The sequence below is a fragment of the Thiobacillus sp. genome (assembly GCF_024708915.1).
Genome location: NZ_JANJXQ010000214.1, coordinates 1 through 16,816, shown reverse-complemented (window position 1 = coordinate 16,816; position 16,816 = coordinate 1). Strand labels below are relative to the sequence as shown.

Below are 16,816 nucleotides of genomic sequence, written 5' to 3'. Positions count from 1 at the left end.
GCCGCTTTCCTTATAATCGCGGCTTTCGACGCCACCCCCACCAAGGATAATTTCATGGCCGATTCGCACGCCAAGATGACCCAAGCCACCCCGCAGGAAGTCATCATTTCCGTTGTTGCCGGACTGTTCGCGCCCCTGCTGGCGATTTTCCTGATCGTGATGCTGGTGCTCAGCATCCAGGACAACCACAAGCCGGACGCCACCAGCGAGGCCGCCCAGAAAGCCACCCTCGCGCGCATCAAGCCGGTCGCGCAGCTGGCCGCGCTCGACGCCAGCGCCCCCAAGGTCGAAAAATCCGCCCAGGAAGTCTACGACGCCGTGTGCGCCGCGTGTCACACCGCCGGCGCCCTGGGCGCGCCCAAGTTCGAAAACAAGGGCGACTGGGGCAGCCGCCTTGGTCAGGGCTACGACACCCTGGTCAAGCATGCCATCGAAGGCATTCGCCAGATGCCCCCGCGCGGCGGCGGCGACCTGTCCGACGAGGAAGTGGCGCGCGCGGTGGTCTACATGGCCAACTCGGCAGGTGCCAGTTTCAAGGCGCCGGAAGCGGCGGCGCCAGCCGCAGCCGCGCCCGCCGCAGCCGGCAAGCCCGATCCGGCCAAGGGCAAGCTCGTCTACGAAGCCAACTGCGTGGTCTGCCACGCGAGCGGCGTAGCCGGCGCGCCCAAGCCGGGCGACAAGGCGGCGTGGGATGCGCGCATGGGCCAAGGCTTTGCGACGCTATACAGCCACGCGCTGAACGGCATTCGCGGCATGCCCGCCAAGGGCGGCAACGCCAGCCTGTCGGAAGCCGATCTGACGGATGCGGTGGGCTACCTGTTCGTCGAGGCCGGCGGCAAACTGTAAGGTTTGGCGGGGCCTTCCGGACAAGCGGTGCACACCTCGATGAAAACCACGGTTTTCCTGATCGCGTCGGCGACGGCTTTGCTGCTTGCCTGCGGCCAATCCGAAGAAGCCGCCGCGCCGGCCGGCACCCTCGTCGTGCCGGAGCCCCCGCAGGCCGAACCGGCGCCCGTGGCCCCGCCCGTCGCACCGCCGCCTGCGCCGCAGGCCGCGGTGGCGCCCAAGCCGGAAGCGACCCCGATAGTTGAAGCCACGCCTGCGCCGCAACCCGCGGCCGCCCCGGCGCCCCGGCCCGCTGCGCCAGGCAAGCCCGCGGCAGCCCGACCCGATGCCGCCGACCGCGCCCAATCGGCGCCGGCAGCCGAGCCCGCCGACGCAGCCGTGGCCAGCGCCGTCAAGCCCGACCCCGCGCACGGCCAGCAGGTGTATCGCCAGGCGTGCGCTTTCTGCCACGACAAGGGCGTGGCCGGCGCACCGAAACTCGGCGATGCCGCCGCCTGGGGTCCACGCCTGGCGCAGGGCATCGACACCCTCTATGCCTCCGCCCTGCAAGGCAAGGGCGCCATGCCGGCCCGAGGCGGCAACCCGGCGCTGGCCGACCCCGACGTCAAGGCCGCGGTGGATCACCTCCTCGCCGCGCAGTCGCGCTAAACCCCATCATGCCGCTCGTCTGCCCAAAATGCGGGAGCGATCAAATCCGCAGCGCGGCGCTGCATGCCCACGACGGCGTGCGCCGCATGCTGCTGCACAAGCCGCTGCGCTGCCGCGAATGCCGTCATCGCTTCTGGGTGTTCAGTCCGCTCAAGCCCTTGCTGTTGCTGGCGGGTGTCGGCGCACTGGTCGGCGTAACCGCCTGGTTCGCCCTCGATCAGCACACGCCCGCCGTGCCGGCAGCACAGGAACCCGACAGCCTGCCGCACACCCGTGCCGAGCAGGGCGACGCCGAAGCGCAATTGCAGCTGGGGCTGCGCTACGCCGAGGGCGACGGGGTGATCCAGAACGACAAGGAAGCCGCCAAGTGGTTTGCCATGGCAGCCCAGCAGGGTCTGGCCGAGGCGCAATATCAATACGGCCTTGCGCTATTGGAAGGGCGCGGCGTGGTGCAGGATTACCGCGCGGCGTTCAGCTGGCTCGAAAAGCCGGCGCAACGCGGCTACGCCAAGGCGCAATACAGCCTGGGCGAACTCTACCGCTACGGCACCGGCACCGCGATCGACAAGGCGCGCGCCTATCTGTGGTTCAACCTCGCCGCTGCGCAGGGCGTGGACGCTGCCGCCAAGGCGCGCGACAGCCTGGTATGGCAGCTGAAACCCGAGCAGATCGCGGCCATGCAGGAAGAAGCGCGGCAGATGAGCCGCAACACGGCCGCGCCCGCGGCTGCCCCCTGAGCGACTTCTTCGCTGCTTACGGATGCGCGTGGGTCGCGTCCGCATCCACGTCCAGCGGCCACAGCCGATGCGCGTCCAGCTTCATCCGGGCATCGATGGCCAGCGCGCTCAATTGCGTCTGCTGCGCCTGCAGGCGCCCTTCCAGCGCCAGCCGGCGATTGAGCAACACCTGGTCGAGGCTGCCTTCGCCCAGGCTGTAAGCGCGCGCCGCCAGCCGTTCCGCTTCATCCAGCGCCTGCGCGGCGCGGTCGGCCTGCTGCCAGTTGGCGGCCTGCGCCGCCGCCGCTTCGAAATCGGCGCGCGCCTCCTGGCGTAACCGCTGCTCCAGCCGGACGACGGCATCCTGCGCGGCAGCGCTCAACTGCTCGGCAGCCTGCTGATCGAAACGCCGGGCCGCACCCGGCAGGGTCAGCCCGAGGTTCAATCCCAGCACGTGTTCGTCGCCGCCGGCTTCGTTTCTGTAGAACACGCCGACGCTGGGATCGGCGCTGCGGTGTTGCGCCAGCTTACGCGCCTCGGCCTGCAGCACTTCGGCCTGGCGGCGCGCGCGCGTCAGCTCGTGGTTGTGCGCCAGCACGGCAGCGACGTAGTCCTCCACCGTGCCGGCGGGCGGCAGCGGCAGCGGCAAGGCGCCGTCCGCCGCGACCGGCAGCGCGGGATATTGCGCCAACAGGCGGCTGCGTGCCTGCTGCTCGCGCGCGCTCGCCTGCTGCTGCTGCAGGCGGACCTGCGCCAGCGCCGCTTCGGCATTGACGCGCTCGGCACGCGGCGACTCGCCCAGACGAATCCGCGCATTCACCGCCGCGAGTTGCTGTTCGGCAAGCTGAAGTTGCGCCTGCCAGAGCTGCGACTGGCTGGCGACACCCAGCCAGTCGAACCATAACGCGAGCAGTTGCCGCCCGCTTTCATGCAGCGCTTCGCCCAGGTTCGCTTCGGCGTGCGCGGTGAGGGCGCCGGCCAGGGCGCGGTCGGCGGCGGCGCGGGCGGGCAGCCGCAATGGGCGCGACAGCGCCACTCCCCACTCGGCCTGGTTGTCGCGCGGCGTCGTCTCGACGCGGCGCTGCGCCAGGTCCGTCCCCACCAGCCATTCTTCGCGCCCGCGCTGCAGGCTCTGGCCGCGCAATGTCTGCGCGGCCAGTTCGCCGCGCGCCTGGGCCACCATGGGCGAGACCCACAGGGCCGCTTCCGCCGCCGCCGGGTCGGGCAGATAATCGGCGCGCACATTGGCTGCGAACGCCAGCGCGAGTGCGAGGGTCAGTTTGTGCACGGCATTCATGCGCGCGCTCCTTTCAGAATGAATTGGCGATACAAGAGCGGCAGCATCACCAGCGTCAGCAGGGTGGCGCTGACCAGGCCGCCGATGACGACAATGGCGAGGGGGCGCTGGATCTCGGAGCCGGGGCCGCTGGCGAACAGCAAGGGCACCAGGCCGAAAGCGGCGATGCTGGCGGTCATCAGCACCGGGCGCAGCCGGCGCAGCGCACCGTCGCGGACGACGGCGTCGCCCTTCAGACCCTCGGCGCGCAGCTGGTTGAAGTAGCTGACCAGCACCACGCCGTTCAACACCGCGATCCCCAGCAAGGCGATGAAGCCGACCGAAGCGGGCACCGACAGATATTCGCCCGACGCTGCCAGCGCGAAAATACCGCCGATCAGCGCCAGCGGCACGTTCATCATCACCAGCAGCGCCTGGCGCAGGTCGCCGAAGGTGACATACAGCAGAAAGCCGATCAGCAGCAGCGCCACCGGCACCACGATCATCAGGCGTTGCGCGGCGCGCTGCTGGTTTTCGAACTGGCCGCCCCAGGCCAGGTGATAGCCGGCAGGCAGCTTGACCTGCGCAGCGACGGCGGCCTGGGCGTCGGTGACGAAGCTGACCAGGTCGCGCCCGGCGACGTTGCTCTGCACCACCGCAAAGCGCGCCGCGTTCTCCCGCTTCACCGCCACCGGACCGTTGGTGCGCTTGAGATGCGCCACCTGATCGAGGCTGATTTCGCGGCCGTCCGCCAGCACCAGGCGGATCGCCTGCAAGGCATCCGGCGACTCGCGCAAGCCCGGCGGCCCGCGCAATTGCAACGGCACGCGCCGCCCCTGCTGCTGGACCACGCCGATGACCTCGCCTTCCAGCTGGGTGCGCAGCAAAGCGGCGACGTCGTCGGCGCTGAGGCCGAAGCGGCCGGCGGCGTTGCGGTCGATTTCCGCCTGCAGATACTGCACCCCCTCGTTCTGCTGGGTGTACACATCGGAGGCGCCGGGGACTTTCTCGACCGTCCTGAAAATCTCGCCCGCCAGCCGGTTGAGCGTGGCAAGGTCGGGGCCGAAAATCTTGATCGCGACGTCGCCGCGCGAACCGGTGAGCATCTCCGACACCCGCATGTCGATCGGCTGGGTGAAGTTGTAGGCGATGCCGGGGAAACCTTCGACCACTTTGCGGATTTCCTCGGTCAGCCACTCCTTGTCCGGCTTGCGCCATTCGGCTATCGGCTTCAGCACCAGAAACGAATCGGTGTCGTTGAGGCTCATCGGATCCAGCCCGAGTTCGTCGGCACCGACGCGGGCGACGATGCGCCGGATCTCCGGCACGTTCTTCATCAGCGCCTGCTGCACCCGCAGATCCTGCGCAACCGACTCGTCCAGGCTGATCGACGGCAGCTTTTCCAGCTGCACCAGAATGTCGCCCTCATCCATCACCGGCATGAAGGTCTTGCCGATCAGCGGATACACGCCGGCCGCCGCCAGCATCAGCACGCCGGCCGCGACGTAAACGATTTTCGGGCGTGCCAGCGCGCGGTCGAGCAAGGGAACATAGATACCCTGCGCCTTGCGCAGCAGCCACGGATCTTCGTGGGCGGCCTGCTTCAGCAGCCACGAGGCCAGCACCGGAATCACGGTAAGCGCCAGCAGCAGGGAAGCCGCCAGCGCGAACACGATGGTCAGCGCAACCGGCGCGAACAGCTTGCCTTCCAGCCCTTCCAGCGTCAGCAGCGGCAGGAACACAATGGCGATGATGGCGATGCCCGACGCCACCGGACTGGCGACTTCCTGCACCGCCCACCGCACCCGCTGGAGCGGCCTGACCTCGGCATTTTCCGGATCGTGCGCCAGATGCGCGACGATGTTTTCCACCACCACCACCGCGGCGTCGACCAGCAGGCCGATCGCGATCGCCAGCCCGCCCAGGCTCATCAAGTTGGCCGACAGGCCGAACTGGCGCATCAGCACAAAGGTGGCCAGCACCGACAAGGGCAGGATCAGCGCCACCACGATGGCGGCGCGCAGGTTGCCGAGGAACAGCAGCAGCAGGATCACCACCAGCACCGCCGCTTCCAGCAGGGCCTTGCTCACGGTGCCGACGGCGCGGTCGACCAGCTGCGCGCGGTCGTAAAACGGCGAAACGCTCACGCCCTCGGGCAGGGTGGCCTGGATCGCGGCGAGCTTGACCTTGACGTTCTTGATCAGCTCGCCCGCGTTCACGCCCTTCAGCCCGATCACCAGGCCTTCCACCGCTTCGCCCTGGCCGTTCTGCGTCACCGCGCCGTAGCGGGTCAGCGCATCCATTTCCACGCGCGCCACGTCGCCTACGGTGACGACCACGCCGGCGACGGCCTTGATGCCGATATGGCGCAGGTCGTCCAGCGAGCCGATGCCGCCGCTGACGCGCACCACCCAGGTCTCCTCGCCCTCGTTGACGCGCCCGGCGCCGTTGTTGCGGGTATTGGTTTCCAGCGCCGTGCGCAATTCGTCGAGCGTCACCCCGCGCGCGGCCAATGCGGCGGAATCGGGGCTCACGGCAAAGGTGGCGACGTGGCCGCCCAGCGCGTTGACGTCGGCCACCCCCGGCAATGCGCGCAGCTGCGGGCGGATCGTCCAGTCGAGCAGGGTGCGTTTTTCCGCCAGCGACAGCGGCCCCTCGATGGTGAACATGAAGAGCTCCGACAACGGGGTGGAAATCGGCGCCAGTCCGCCCGACACGTTGGCCGGCAGGTCGCCCTTCACATTGGCGAAGCGCTCCGCCACCTGCTGGCGCGCCCAGTAGATGTCGGTGCCCTCCTCGAAATCGACGGTGATGTCGACCAGTGCGTTCTTCGACAGGCTGCGCAGGATGGTCTGGTGCGGAATCCCCAGGAGTTCGGTTTCAACCGGCTGGGTGATGCGCGCTTCCACTTCCTGCGGGGTCATGCCGGGCGCCTTCAGAATCAGCTTGACCTGGGTGGTGGAAACGTCGGGAAAGGCATCGATCGGCAGTTGCTGAAAGGCGCGTACGCCCAGCCCCGCCAGCACCAGCGCGAGGACGAGCATCAGCCAGCGCCGCGCCAGCGCGAATTCGGTCAGGATGTTGAGCATGGCTTATTCCCCCAACCATTGCGCCTTGAGCGCCGCCACACCCTTGACGGCAACGCGGCTGCCCGCGGCCAGCCCGCCGACTTCCGCCTGGCTGGCGTTCTGGCGCAGCAGCCGCACCGGCGTCGGCTTGAAGCCCTGTGCGGTTTCGATGAACACATGGGGCTGCGCGTTCTGCCATACCAGGGCGGCGGCGGGCACGCTCAGACTCTGCGCCGCCTGGGTGCCGGCGATTGCCGCCTGCACCGACTGGCCGGGGCGCAGCAGTTTTTGCGGGTCGGTCAGGCTGGCGCGCGCAAGCACGCTCTGTGCGGCATTGAGCTGCGGCAGCAGCGCGACGATGCGCCCGCCGGCACTGCTGTCCACCACACTGACCGTCTGGCCGATGGCGACTTGCCGCGCCTGCGCGGTCGACAGCGGGATCTCCAGCGCCAGCTTCGACAGGTCGGCCAGCTTGGCGAGCGCCACCCCGGCGTCGACCCGCTGGCCGGGCTCGGCCGCGCTCTCCGTCACCACGCCGGCGATCGGCGCCGTCAGCGTAAGCGTGCTGCCGGAGACCTTGCCGGCTCCCAGCAGCGACAACGCGGTTTGTGCGGCCGCCTGCGCTGCGCGTGCCGATTGCGCCTCGGCACGCGCGGCACGCAGACGCGATTCGGCGATCAGACCTTCGCTGAACAGCTTTTCGTCGCGCGCGGCATTGTCGGCAGCGAGCTGCGCTCTCAGCCGCGCCTGCGTCAGCGTATTCTGCGCGTCGGCGAGCTCCGGCATCGACAGGGTGAGCAGCGGCGCCCCGCGCTTGACGCTATCGCCCGGCTGCACATGCAGCTGCGTGACCAGTCCGGCGCCTGCCGCTGCGATCACGCGCACGCTGGCCGGCGGCAGCGTCACCCGCGCCGTATAGGTAAGCGCCGGGCTGGCGCTTTGAGTGGCCGCAGCCACGGTGGCAATGCCGAGATTTTTCTTCTGCGCGGCGGTCAGGGGCAGGACGTCGGCGGCAAAAGCGGGGGTGGCGCCCAACAGCGCCACGACGAGGATAGGGGCGGCAAAAAAACCAGTGGCCATATTTGATCTCCATGAAAAAAAGGCAGGCGCGCAGTAGCAGGCGCGCCGAAAGGACGATCAAACGAAGGGCGGCGCTAAAGCATGGGGAAGCGTATGGGGAAGCGGTGCAAGACGCAACGGCGGCGGCGCAGGTAAGCCTGCGCGGGGGCCTGCCGTCACAGCGGCCGGCAGCAACTGCCATGGTGCGGCCGGCGGCGGCGCGGCAGCTGCGTCCGGCACCGCATGGCGCAGCCGCATGCCCTGCGCCACCGCAATTTCCGCGCCGTGCCCGTCGGCTGCAATCGCATGGTAGGGCACATCGGCGTGCGCCTTCTGATGCACATGCAGGAACCCGCCGTGGCCCGCATATCCGCTTCCCGGCTGCACCGCGCCCGCGTGGGCGTGGATGAACGGCGCCATCGCCTGCAGGGCGACGACGAACCAGAGCATCAGAAAGCGGGGCAATCGGCGGGTCACGGTGAACGGAGAAATCGGGCCTGTAAATAATGGGAGCGTTTTCGGAATCTGCGGGAATCCTGCCGCAGGATCTTGGCTGCATCCTGCGCATCGCAGCTTAAGCCAGCCTTAAGCCGCGGCCATACGCCAGCTTAATCGGGGATTCCCCGCAGTTCAATTCGCGATTTCGTACCATGGCGGCGGCTTAAGGCTGTCCTAAGAAAGCCCGCCTACAGTGGCCTCATCGCATGACAGCAGGAGGTCACCATGTCGCATCCAACCACGATTCAAGCCCGCCGGGTATACGACCCGCTGCTGCGGCTGCTGCACTGGGCCATCGCGCTCTCCATCCTGGCGCTCATCGCCACCAGCCAGCTGGCCGAGCTGTTCGAACACGGCCCTTATGAGGACACGCTGTGGAATCTGCATATTGTCAGCGGCTACGTGCTGACGGCCGGCTTGCTGACACGTCTGCTGTGGGGGCTGGTCGGGCCAGCCAGCGCGCGCTGGCGCGACCTGTGGCACCCCGCCGTCTGGAAGGACAGCCTCAAGAACCTGCGCCTGCCGGGCACCCATCGCAGCGGGCACGACCCGATCGCCAGCCTGGGCTATCTGTTTGCCTATGGCGTGATGGCGCTGATGGTCGTCACCGGACTGGGGCTCGCCGCCAGCGAATTCCAGACCGGCCCGCTGGCCGCCTGGCTGGGCAATGCCGGCTGGCTGGAAGACGTGCTGGGCGACCCGCACGAAGCCGGTTTCGCCTTGCTGCTCGGCTTTATCGGCCTGCACATGGCGGCGCTGGTATTCCACCAGTGGCGTGGCGAACGGGTGGCGCAGAGCATGTTCACCGGCAAGCAATATCTCGATGCGGAAAATGAGGTGCAGCATGATTAAGCGTCTTTTCTGCGGCGCAGTGGCGGCGCTCGGCATGGCGTCGGCCGTCTCGGCGGCCGACACCCCGGCCAGCCTGATGGCGCACTATGCCCAGGCGGCGGGCATCCCGGTTGCGGCCCTGTCCGCCGCCCGCGGCGCGGCGCTGTATCGCGCCGAGCATCCCGGACGCAATGCGCAGACGGCAAGCTGCGCCAGCTGCCACACCGCCGATCCGCAACAGCCCGGCCGCAGCCGCGTCGGCAAGCGCATCGAGCCGCTGGCGCCGGCGGCCAATCCCGCGCGCTTCACCGATGCGGCCAAGGTCGAAAAATGGTTTCGCCGCAACTGCGGCGACGTATTGCAACGCGAATGCAGCGCCCGCGAAAAGGGCGATTTCATCGCCTGGCTGAGCCAGGTTCAATAAAGGAGCGAGCATGAACTATCTATTGCGTGGAATCGGTGTGCTGGCGGCAGTCGGCACGTTCAGCCTGCTGGCGTTTTCGCTGCCCTCGGGCGAGGCTCACGGCGACGGCGGCAGCGACGCCCTGCCGCGCCTGACCCACAAGGCCTGGCAGCAGGAATGCGCGAGCTGCCATATCGCCTACGCACCGGCATTCCTGCCGAAGGCCTCGTGGCGGCGCGTGATGGACGGACTCGGCCAGCACTTCGGCGAAGACGCCAGCCTTGATCCGGCGACCCAGGCTGATATCCTGCGGTTCCTGGAGATCAACGCCGCCGATGCCGGCACCAGCCGCATCGGGCGCAAGGTGATGCAGCGCATGGACGCGCAGGACGCGCCGCTGCGCATCACCGAATCCCGCTGGTTCGTGCGCAAGCACGACGAGGTGCCGCGTGCGGCATGGTCGCGCAAGTCGGTGGGATCCGCTGCCAACTGCGCGGCCTGCCACCGGCAGGCGGAACAGGGCGTGTTCGACGACGACGCGGTCAGAATTCCGAAATGAATCCGAAAGGCAAAGCCTGGCGATGCGCATATTGTTGGTGGAAGACGACCGGATGCTGGGCGACGGCCTGCAGGCCGGGCTGACCCAGGCGGGCTACGCCGTCGACTGGCTGCGCGACGGCGAGGCGGCGGTGGCCGCGCTGGGCGCCGAAACCTTTGCTGCGGTGGTGCTCGACCTGGGCCTGCCGAAACGCGACGGCCTGTCGGTACTGCAATGGCTGCGCGGGCGCCACGACGCGACGCCGGTGCTGATACTCACCGCGCGCGACCAGCTGGAAGACAAGGTGCGCGGACTCGATCTGGGCGCCGACGATTACGTGCTGAAGCCGTTCGACCTCGACGAGATCAGCGCCCGCTTGCGCGCACTGGTGCGGCGCGCCCATGGCCGCCCGGAACCGGTGCTGAGCCTCGGCAACGTCGAACTGAACCCGGCGGCGCGCACGGTGACGCGCGCGGGCGAAACGGTCGAGCTGACCGCGCGCGAATTCGATCTGCTGCATGTGCTGCTGGAAAACGCCGACCGGGTGCTGACCCGGCGCACGCTGGAAGAGCAGCTCTACACCTGGAACGACGCGGTCGACAGCAATGCGCTGGAAGTCCACATCCATCATCTGCGGCGCAAACTCGGCAACGACCTGATCCGCACCGTGCGCGGCGTCGGCTACACCGCGTCGCTGCGTCCGCCCGCCGCATGAACCCGCCGGCGCCCTATTCCCTGCGCCGCCGCCTGGTGTGGCTGCTGACCAGCGCAGTGGCGGTCGTCTGGCTGCTGGCCGCGCTCGCGGTCTACCAGCGGGCGCACCACGAAGCGGACGAAATGCTCGACGCCCAGCTGACGCAGCTTGCCGATACCCTGCTGGCGATCGTGGCGGGCGGCGAAGTCGAACATTTCGTGAAAGAACTGCGCAAACACGGCCATCGCTACCCGGTGCCGATCGCCTTCGAAGTGTGGCTCAGCGAGGACGGCGAGACGCGACGCCTCGTGACATCGCCCGGCCACAGCGGATTCGAAACGGGAATAACGGCAGGCTTCAGCGAACACCAGCACCTCGGCGCGCACTGGCGTCTTTATGCGGTGCAGGATGACGACGCCGAATACCGGGTCGTGGTCGGCGAGGCCCATGCCGCCCGCGAGGGGCTGGCGCGCGAGATGGGCTTGTCGCTGCTGCTGCCCGCCACGCTGGCGCTGCCGCTGATGGCGCTCGCGGTATGGTGGGGGGTGGGCCGCTCGCTGCGGCCGGTGGATGGCCTGGCACGGCAGGTCGGCGCGCTCGACGCCCAGGCACTGGCGCCGCTCGACGAGTCGGCCGCCTTGCCGAGCGAAATCGCGCCGCTGCGCGTCGCGCTCAACGCGCTGATCCGGCGCGTCACCGAAGCCTTCGAAAACGAACGCCGTTTCACTGCGGATGCCGCCCACGAACTGCGCACGCCGCTGGCAGCCTTGAAGGTGCAGGCTCAGGTGGCGCTGCGCGCGCAAGCGGACGACAGCCGCCAGCACGCGCTGGCGCAGGTGATCGCGGGGGTCGACCGGATGACGCATCTGGTCGAGCAATTGCTGACGCTGGCGCGCGTCGACCCCGCCAGCCAGGGCAGCACGCCGCCGCCGCTGGACGCTGCCGCGATCGTCGCCGCCGTGTGCGCCGAACTGCTGCCGCACGCGCAGCACCGTGGACAAACCCTGGTGGTCGATGCGGCGCCCGGGTGCACGGTCGCGGTGACGGCAGCATGGCTGCAGGTCGCGGTACGCAACCTGGTGGACAATGCCCTGCGCTATGCGGGCGCGGGCGCCCGCATCGAGGTGCGCCTGGTCCGCAGCGGGTCGGCTTGCGCAATCACCGTCGCCGACAACGGCCCCGGCGTCGCAGCGTCTTTGCGATCGCAGCTGAGCGCGCGTTTTGTGCGCGGCGAGATCGAGGGCGATGGCTGCGGACTGGGCCTGTCCATCGTCGCGCGCATCGCCGCGCTATCGCATGCGCAACTCGAACTGGGCGACGGGCTGCCGCGCGCGGACGGCGGCCACGGGCTGGCCGCCACGCTTCGCTTCGGCGGCACCTCAGGCCAAGCCTGAGACGCTATCCCCCGCAGCGCGCGCCGCCGGTTCAGTAGCCGTAGCCGCCCCGTCCGCCCGGGCCCATTCCCTTGCCGCCTCCGGGGCCCATGCCGGGGCCGCGGTCTGCGGGCGGCATGTCGGGCAAGCTCTTGCCCTGCGCCTTGGCGCGTTCCTGCATTTTCTGGTGATGCTCCTGGCGGAAGGCTTCACGCTCCTGCTCGGTTTTCAGCGCACGCATGCGGTCGCGATACTCGCTACGCTCCTGCCGCGTCATCATTTCGGAACCGTAAACGCGTTCGCTTGCCTGCATATGGGAGTCGGCGGCGGCCGGTACGGGAGCGCCCAGCGCCATGAGCAGGGAAAAAGCCAATATCGATAGGGGTTTCATCGCAGTCTCCTGTACAAGAGGAACAGGCTCCCGCACTCGAACCCGAGTACATTTGGAAGCCTCCTTTTCAATCTAGTACAAAAGACCCCATTCCCTATTGAGACGGCCAGGAATGTTTGAATCCCGCCGTATTTTTTCGCGCCATCCTGAGCGGGACAGCGGGTTGAGCCGCCTCGATAGAACGCTGTTTTCAATGCTGATTGATCCGGGCTGCCGCGCGCCCGGAATACCATGGTCATGGCGATCGCAAGGGTGCGAGCCGGCCGGCTCACCCGGTGTGCCGGCGAGGCCCCGCTGGTTCGTTCGGCGACGCCGCCAGCAGGACAACCACGGCCGGGTGGGGGGCATGGTCATCTTCTTTCGTTCAGTGGCCGGCATGAGCGGCAGGTTTGCGCACCGTCACCTCGATATCGCCCGGCGCGCCCTGCGGCGAAGCGGCTTGCGGCGCGCGCACCGGCGCCGCCAGCTCGCCGCTGTATTCATGCGCCTGTGCGCCGGCCGGATGCCGGTACCAGCCGGGATCGGAATAATCGCCGCGCGGCTGTTCGCGCCGCACCTTCATCACCGTGAACATGCCGCCCATCTCCAGCGGGCCGAACGGTCCCTGCCCGGTCATCATCGGCAGGGTATTGTCGGGCAGCGGCATCTCCATTTCGGCCATGTCGGCCATGCCGCGTTCGCCCATCACCATGTAGTCCGGAATGAGCTTGTTGATCTTGCCGGCGATGCCGCTGTGGTCGACCCCGATCATGGTCGGCACCGCATGGCCCATCGCGTTCATGGTGTGATGGCTCTTGTGGCAGTGAAACGCCCAGTCGCCCTCTTCCGTGGCCAGGAAATCGATCTGGCGCATCTGCCCCACCGCGATGTCGGTGGTCACCTCCGGCCAGCGCGAGCCTTTGGGCGTCGGGCCGCCGTCGGTGCCGGTGACTTCGAACTCCACCCCGTGCAGGTGGATCGGGTGATTGGTCATGGTGAGGTTGCCGATGCGGATGCGCACGCGGTCGTTCAAGCGCACATTCAGGCTGTCGATGCCCGGAAAGGCGCGGCTGTTCCAGGTCCACAGGTTGAAATCGAGCATGGTGTTGACCTGCGGCGTGGCGCTGCCGGGCTCGATGTCGTAGGCATTGAGCAGAAAGCAGAAATCGCGGTCGACGCTTTCGATCAGCGGGTGCCGCCCCCTGGGGTGCGTCACCCAGAATCCCATCATGCCCATTGCCAGCTGCGTCATTTCGTCGGCATGCGGGTGATACATGAAGGTGCCCGGGCGGCGCGCAACGAATTCATAGACAAAGGTCTTGCCCGGCCGGATCGGCGGCTGCGTCAGCCCGCTGATGCCGTCCATGCCGCTGGGCAGGCGCTGGCCGTGCCAGTGGATGCTGGTGTGCTCGGGCAGGCGGTTGGTGACGAAAATACGCACGCGATCGCCCTCCACCACTTCGATGGTGGGGCCGGGGCTCTGGCCGTTGTAGCCCCACAGATGCGCCTTCATGCCGGGAGCGATTTCGCGCACCACCGGTTCGGCGACGAGATGGAACTCCTTCACCCCGTCCTTCATCCGCCACGGCAGCGTCCAGCCGTTGAGCGTCACCACCGGGTTGTAGGGCCGCCCCGCCGGCGGCAGCAGCGGCGGCTGGGTATCCGGCTTGTCCATGCTGACGATTTCGGGAAGCGCCGCCATCGCCACGCTGCTGACTGAAGCGGCACCGACGCCGGCGGCCGCAGCCGCACCGGTGAACTTGAAAAAATCACGTCTTGAAGTCATGGGAAATCCTTTCAATGCCCGCCCGCCGCCGCAGCGGGGGCAGAGGAGACAGAAGTGGGCGCGGCGGTTTTGCCGGGCGTGCCGAGCAGCGCCATCCGCAAGTCCGCCTCGGCCAGCCAGAAGTCGCGCTGGGCCTCGATGGCGGCGTTGACCGCGGCAATCTGCGAACGGGCGTCGGCCAGCAGCTCGAACACGCCGATCAGCATGCCGTTGTAGCGCAGCAGGTTTTCGTCGGAAATGCGTTTTTTCAGCGGCACCACCTCGTCGCGCAGATGCCGTGCGACGGCGTACTGGCTGTGCTGCATGGCGTAGGCTTCGCGCACCTCGGAACGCGCGTTGATCGCGTTCGCGCGCGCGCGTTCAAGCGCCTGGCGGTAGCGCGATTCGGCCGCCGCCACCCGGGTTTGCCCCCAGTCGAACAGCGGCAGCTCGAAGCTGATCTCATAGCCGCGTTGCTGTGGTTCCTCGTTCGAGCCGTTATTGACGACGCCGAGTTCCAGCACGTTGACGAAACGCGTGCGGCGGACCAGCCCAAGGTTTTTCGCCAGCGCCTCGGTCTGCAATCGGGTCATCTGCAGATCCAGGCGCGACGCCATCGCCTGCTGCTCGACATCGGGCAGGGCCGGCAATGCCGCGGGCAGATCCGGCAGACGCGGCGGCAGCTGCAGCTTGTCCGCATTCGGCAGGCCCATCAGCCGGATCAGGCGCTCGCGGGTTTGCAGCTTGGCCTGCTCGCTGCGCGCCACTTCCAGTGCGGCGTCGGCATAGAACGCCTGCTCGCGCGCCTGCTTCAGGCGGCTCCAGTTGCCCACCTGCGCCATGCGGCGCGCCAGTTCGGCGCCGGCGTCGGCAGCGTCCAGCGCCTGCTGCCGGTATTGCGCAGTCTGGGTGGCCGCCACCGCGGTGTAATAGGCGCGGCGCGTGTCGGCCGCCAGACGCAGCACGTCGAGGACCAGCATGCGCCGGGTCTGCTCGAACAGGCGCTGCTCGATCCCGGCGCGCATCGGCATGGTCAGAAGGCGCGCCAGATTGAGATGCAGGCTGCGCTCCCATTCCACCTCGGAACCGCGCGTCAGCCGGCCGATGGAAATCCCCGGGTTCGGCAAACGCTGCGCTGCCACCCGATCCGCCTCGGCAATGCCCAGCGTGTGGAATGCCGCCTGCAGGCCGGGATTGTTGAGGAGCGCAATCTGCACCGCATCGTCGGCCGACAGCGGCTGAGCCAGCAGGGCATCGATACGTGACTGGATGTGCGGGCGGGCGGCCTCGTCGCGCGACCAGACGACCTCTTTCTGCAGGTGCGACCGGGCGGCAGATTGAATCGCCTCAAACCCGCCGTCCGGGGAAAAACTCGCACAGCCTCCCAGCAGCAATGCCGCAGACAGCATGGCAAGGGAGCGCTGGGGCCGCGGGGAAGGTCTCATGACCGTTTTCTCAATGTCCATGGCGGGCATGCTCCGCGTCGTCGTTTTGCTGCTGCGATTCGCGCAGATAGGTGCGCCAGCCGCCGATTGCGCCGACGCGGTCGCTGGCCTCGCGCCAGTCCTGCAACGGCTCGTCGCGCCAGCCCTGATAGTGTCGGAAGGGAGACACCGCCGCTTCCGGCGGCGCGGCCCCGGCGGCATAAGCCGCCGGCGTCAACGGAACCCATGCGCATGCCCACAGCGCGGACGCCCAGAAAAAACCTGCGCGCGCCGGCGGCGCCGCATGGCGAAAAAAAGCCTTCAACATGATGGACCTCACACACACGCGGCACGCGCCGCGGTCAGAATCGATGAAACGTGCCGTTGCCCGGCACCGGATTCAGATGAGGTCGGGACGGGGCGGTCGCTCGGGACCGTCGGGAACGAAAGCGCTGAACGCTGCGGCGGGATGAGGGGGATAGCGGTGCGCGGCAGGCGCCGGCGAGGCGGCGTCGGCAGCCGGAATCGGCAGTGCCGAGGCCAGGGCGCAGGCTGCGCAGTGTGCGCAATCGGGGGATGCCGAAGGGCTGCCCGGCTGTTGCTCCTGCTCATGGCAATCCACCATCGCCACGTCGGCCAGCTGCGCCGCTGCAGCCGGAGACGGCGCAACCAGGCAATCCAGCATGGCGACAGACGCAAACGTCTGCAGCGGAACCGCCAGCATCAGCAGGATCAGCAGAAATCGGGGGAATCGGGTGCGCACGCGGGCAATGTCGTCAAAAATGAGTCAGTTGAGAGACAGCAGCATCCCCGCCCAGGTTCCCGATCCGGCTTCTCGCGCTCACGAACGCCGCTTGCGCGGCTCGTAATGCACTACGGCACGCATGATTTCGGAGTAGGGGAAATCGGCGCAGCCGCCAAACCGCTGTCCGCCCTGCAACACGGTGGCGGCGATGTCAGTGGTTGCATCCGCCGCCCCGCCCATAGCGCCGGCCAATCCGCGCACGCCGCCGCACTGGGCGCGGATTTCCTTGCCGAACGGCCACGGCGCGTCGGGACTGGTCTTCAGCGCGAACTGCGCGTTCTCGTGCAGCGCCTGGTAGAACGCCAGGCAGTATTCGCGCACCACCGGATCGCCGCAGGCGATCGCCTCGCGGTCGGCCAGATTGAGCCTGCGCGAGCGGCTGCAGTCGGCGCAACGCGACAGCAGCGCGCGCTCGAACGGGCAGCTGTGCTCGATATAGGCCTCGCGGGCCAGTTTGTAAGCGCCTTCGTTGTATTCAGCCATAAGGCGTCATCATACAAAA

At 68.1% G+C, this 16,816-nt stretch carries 18 protein-coding genes; 8 read left to right on the top strand and 10 right to left on the bottom strand.

Annotated elements, in window-relative coordinates; all coding sequences use genetic code 11:
* The 3 genes from Q0L94_RS14555 to Q0L94_RS14545 all read left to right on the top strand — a co-directional run.
* A partial coding sequence (locus tag Q0L94_RS14555) for a c-type cytochrome (RefSeq protein ID WP_296754556.1) occupies window positions 1-846 on the top strand: 846 nt, incomplete at its 5' end.
* A gap of 39 nt (window positions 847-885) precedes the next feature.
* On the top strand, window positions 886-1,494 hold the full coding sequence (locus tag Q0L94_RS14550; RefSeq protein WP_296754553.1) for a c-type cytochrome: 609 nt from the start codon (window positions 886-888) through the stop codon (window positions 1,492-1,494).
* A gap of 8 nt (window positions 1,495-1,502) precedes the next feature.
* Window positions 1,503-2,231, top strand: coding sequence for a tetratricopeptide repeat protein (locus tag Q0L94_RS14545; protein WP_296754552.1), 729 nt, complete (start codon window positions 1,503-1,505; stop codon window positions 2,229-2,231).
* Between the two features lie 16 nt (window positions 2,232-2,247).
* Here the strand turns inward: Q0L94_RS14545 and Q0L94_RS14540 are convergent, their stop codons facing one another.
* Genes Q0L94_RS14540 through Q0L94_RS14525 form a run of 4 tightly spaced genes read right to left on the bottom strand, consistent with a single transcriptional unit; the run spans window position 2,248 to window position 8,090 of the window.
* Window positions 2,248-3,507, bottom strand: a complete 1,260-nt coding sequence (locus tag Q0L94_RS14540) for a TolC family protein (RefSeq protein ID WP_296754549.1) — start codon at window positions 3,505-3,507, stop codon at window positions 2,248-2,250.
* Window positions 3,504-6,575 carry a CusA/CzcA family heavy metal efflux RND transporter gene (locus tag Q0L94_RS14535; protein ID WP_296754547.1) on the bottom strand — a complete coding sequence of 1,024 codons (3,072 nt, stop codon included), beginning with the start codon at window positions 6,573-6,575 and terminating at the stop codon, window positions 3,504-3,506. The genes Q0L94_RS14540 and Q0L94_RS14535 overlap by 4 nt, the downstream gene beginning before the upstream one ends.
* Window positions 6,576-6,578: 3 nt before the next feature.
* Complete coding sequence (locus Q0L94_RS14530) at window positions 6,579-7,634, bottom strand: efflux RND transporter periplasmic adaptor subunit (RefSeq protein WP_296754544.1); 1,056 nt, start codon at window positions 7,632-7,634, stop codon at window positions 6,579-6,581.
* 57 nt (window positions 7,635-7,691) lie between these two features.
* The gene (locus Q0L94_RS14525; protein WP_296754543.1) at window positions 7,692-8,090 is read right to left on the bottom strand and encodes a hypothetical protein; all 399 of its coding nucleotides are present in this window, start codon (window positions 8,088-8,090) and stop codon (window positions 7,692-7,694) included.
* Window positions 8,091-8,336: 246 nt separating this feature from the next.
* On the opposite strand from Q0L94_RS14525, the gene Q0L94_RS14520 reads away from it, so the two are divergent.
* The 5 genes from Q0L94_RS14520 to Q0L94_RS14500 are packed head-to-tail and all read left to right on the top strand — an operon-like array spanning window position 8,337 to window position 11,971.
* Complete coding sequence (locus Q0L94_RS14520) at window positions 8,337-8,963, top strand: cytochrome b/b6 domain-containing protein (protein WP_296754540.1); 627 nt, start codon at window positions 8,337-8,339, stop codon at window positions 8,961-8,963.
* Complete coding sequence (locus Q0L94_RS14515) at window positions 8,956-9,366, top strand: DUF1924 domain-containing protein (RefSeq protein WP_296754538.1); 411 nt, start codon at window positions 8,956-8,958, stop codon at window positions 9,364-9,366. The genes Q0L94_RS14520 and Q0L94_RS14515 overlap by 8 nt, the downstream gene beginning before the upstream one ends.
* Window positions 9,367-9,376: 10 nt before the next feature.
* Window positions 9,377-9,904: a diheme cytochrome c gene (locus Q0L94_RS14510; protein ID WP_296754535.1), complete on the top strand. Its 528-nt coding sequence runs from the start codon at window positions 9,377-9,379 to the stop codon at window positions 9,902-9,904.
* 22 nt (window positions 9,905-9,926) lie between these two features.
* On the top strand, window positions 9,927-10,598 hold the full coding sequence (locus Q0L94_RS14505) for a response regulator (protein ID WP_296754534.1): 672 nt from the start codon (window positions 9,927-9,929) through the stop codon (window positions 10,596-10,598).
* The gene (locus tag Q0L94_RS14500) at window positions 10,595-11,971 is read left to right on the top strand and encodes an ATP-binding protein (protein ID WP_296754532.1); all 1,377 of its coding nucleotides are present in this window, start codon (window positions 10,595-10,597) and stop codon (window positions 11,969-11,971) included. The genes Q0L94_RS14505 and Q0L94_RS14500 overlap by 4 nt, the downstream gene beginning before the upstream one ends.
* Window positions 11,972-12,002: 31 nt before the next feature.
* Here the strand turns inward: Q0L94_RS14500 and Q0L94_RS14495 are convergent, their stop codons facing one another.
* From Q0L94_RS14495 to Q0L94_RS14470, 6 genes are all read right to left on the bottom strand, one after another.
* Window positions 12,003-12,341: a hypothetical protein gene (locus tag Q0L94_RS14495; RefSeq protein WP_296754529.1), complete on the bottom strand. Its 339-nt coding sequence runs from the start codon at window positions 12,339-12,341 to the stop codon at window positions 12,003-12,005.
* Window positions 12,342-12,705: 364 nt separating this feature from the next.
* Complete coding sequence (locus tag Q0L94_RS14490) at window positions 12,706-14,106, bottom strand: copper oxidase (protein WP_296754528.1); 1,401 nt, start codon at window positions 14,104-14,106, stop codon at window positions 12,706-12,708.
* 11 nt (window positions 14,107-14,117) lie between these two features.
* Window positions 14,118-15,530 carry a TolC family protein gene (locus tag Q0L94_RS14485; RefSeq protein ID WP_296754525.1) on the bottom strand — a complete coding sequence of 471 codons (1,413 nt, stop codon included), beginning with the start codon at window positions 15,528-15,530 and terminating at the stop codon, window positions 14,118-14,120.
* Between the two features lie 10 nt (window positions 15,531-15,540).
* Window positions 15,541-15,837, bottom strand: a complete 297-nt coding sequence (locus Q0L94_RS14480) for a hypothetical protein (RefSeq protein WP_296754523.1) — start codon at window positions 15,835-15,837, stop codon at window positions 15,541-15,543.
* Between the two features lie 72 nt (window positions 15,838-15,909).
* Entirely contained in the window at window positions 15,910-16,272 is a 363-nt protein-coding gene (locus tag Q0L94_RS14475) for a hypothetical protein (RefSeq protein ID WP_296754520.1), read from the bottom strand.
* A gap of 78 nt (window positions 16,273-16,350) precedes the next feature.
* On the bottom strand, window positions 16,351-16,797 hold the full coding sequence (locus tag Q0L94_RS14470; RefSeq protein WP_296754518.1) for a hypothetical protein: 447 nt from the start codon (window positions 16,795-16,797) through the stop codon (window positions 16,351-16,353).
* Window positions 16,798-16,816 lie beyond the last annotated feature (19 nt).

What these genes read in the sequence shown, in the direction of transcription:
- Q0L94_RS14550 (WP_296754553.1), top strand. Translation starts at nt 886, where the DNA reads ATGAAAACCACGGTTTTCCTGATCGCGTCGGCGACGGCTTTGCTGCTT.
- Q0L94_RS14545 (WP_296754552.1), top strand. Translation starts at nt 1,503, where the DNA reads ATGCCGCTCGTCTGCCCAAAATGCGGGAGCGATCAAATCCGCAGCGCG.
- Q0L94_RS14540 (WP_296754549.1), bottom strand. Translation starts at nt 3,507, where the DNA reads ATGAATGCCGTGCACAAACTGACCCTCGCACTCGCGCTGGCGTTCGCA.
- Q0L94_RS14535 (WP_296754547.1), bottom strand. Translation starts at nt 6,575, where the DNA reads ATGCTCAACATCCTGACCGAATTCGCGCTGGCGCGGCGCTGGCTGATG.
- Q0L94_RS14530 (WP_296754544.1), bottom strand. Translation starts at nt 7,634, where the DNA reads ATGGCCACTGGTTTTTTTGCCGCCCCTATCCTCGTCGTGGCGCTGTTG.
- Q0L94_RS14520 (WP_296754540.1), top strand. Translation starts at nt 8,337, where the DNA reads ATGTCGCATCCAACCACGATTCAAGCCCGCCGGGTATACGACCCGCTG.
- Q0L94_RS14515 (WP_296754538.1), top strand. Translation starts at nt 8,956, where the DNA reads ATGATTAAGCGTCTTTTCTGCGGCGCAGTGGCGGCGCTCGGCATGGCG.
- Q0L94_RS14510 (WP_296754535.1), top strand. Translation starts at nt 9,377, where the DNA reads ATGAACTATCTATTGCGTGGAATCGGTGTGCTGGCGGCAGTCGGCACG.
- Q0L94_RS14505 (WP_296754534.1), top strand. Translation starts at nt 9,927, where the DNA reads ATGCGCATATTGTTGGTGGAAGACGACCGGATGCTGGGCGACGGCCTG.
- Q0L94_RS14500 (WP_296754532.1), top strand. Translation starts at nt 10,595, where the DNA reads ATGAACCCGCCGGCGCCCTATTCCCTGCGCCGCCGCCTGGTGTGGCTG.
- Q0L94_RS14495 (WP_296754529.1), bottom strand. Translation starts at nt 12,341, where the DNA reads ATGAAACCCCTATCGATATTGGCTTTTTCCCTGCTCATGGCGCTGGGC.
- Q0L94_RS14490 (WP_296754528.1), bottom strand. Translation starts at nt 14,106, where the DNA reads ATGACTTCAAGACGTGATTTTTTCAAGTTCACCGGTGCGGCTGCGGCC.
- Q0L94_RS14485 (WP_296754525.1), bottom strand. Translation starts at nt 15,530, where the DNA reads ATGAGACCTTCCCCGCGGCCCCAGCGCTCCCTTGCCATGCTGTCTGCG.
- Q0L94_RS14480 (WP_296754523.1), bottom strand. Translation starts at nt 15,837, where the DNA reads ATGTTGAAGGCTTTTTTTCGCCATGCGGCGCCGCCGGCGCGCGCAGGT.
- Q0L94_RS14470 (WP_296754518.1), bottom strand. Translation starts at nt 16,797, where the DNA reads ATGGCTGAATACAACGAAGGCGCTTACAAACTGGCCCGCGAGGCCTAT.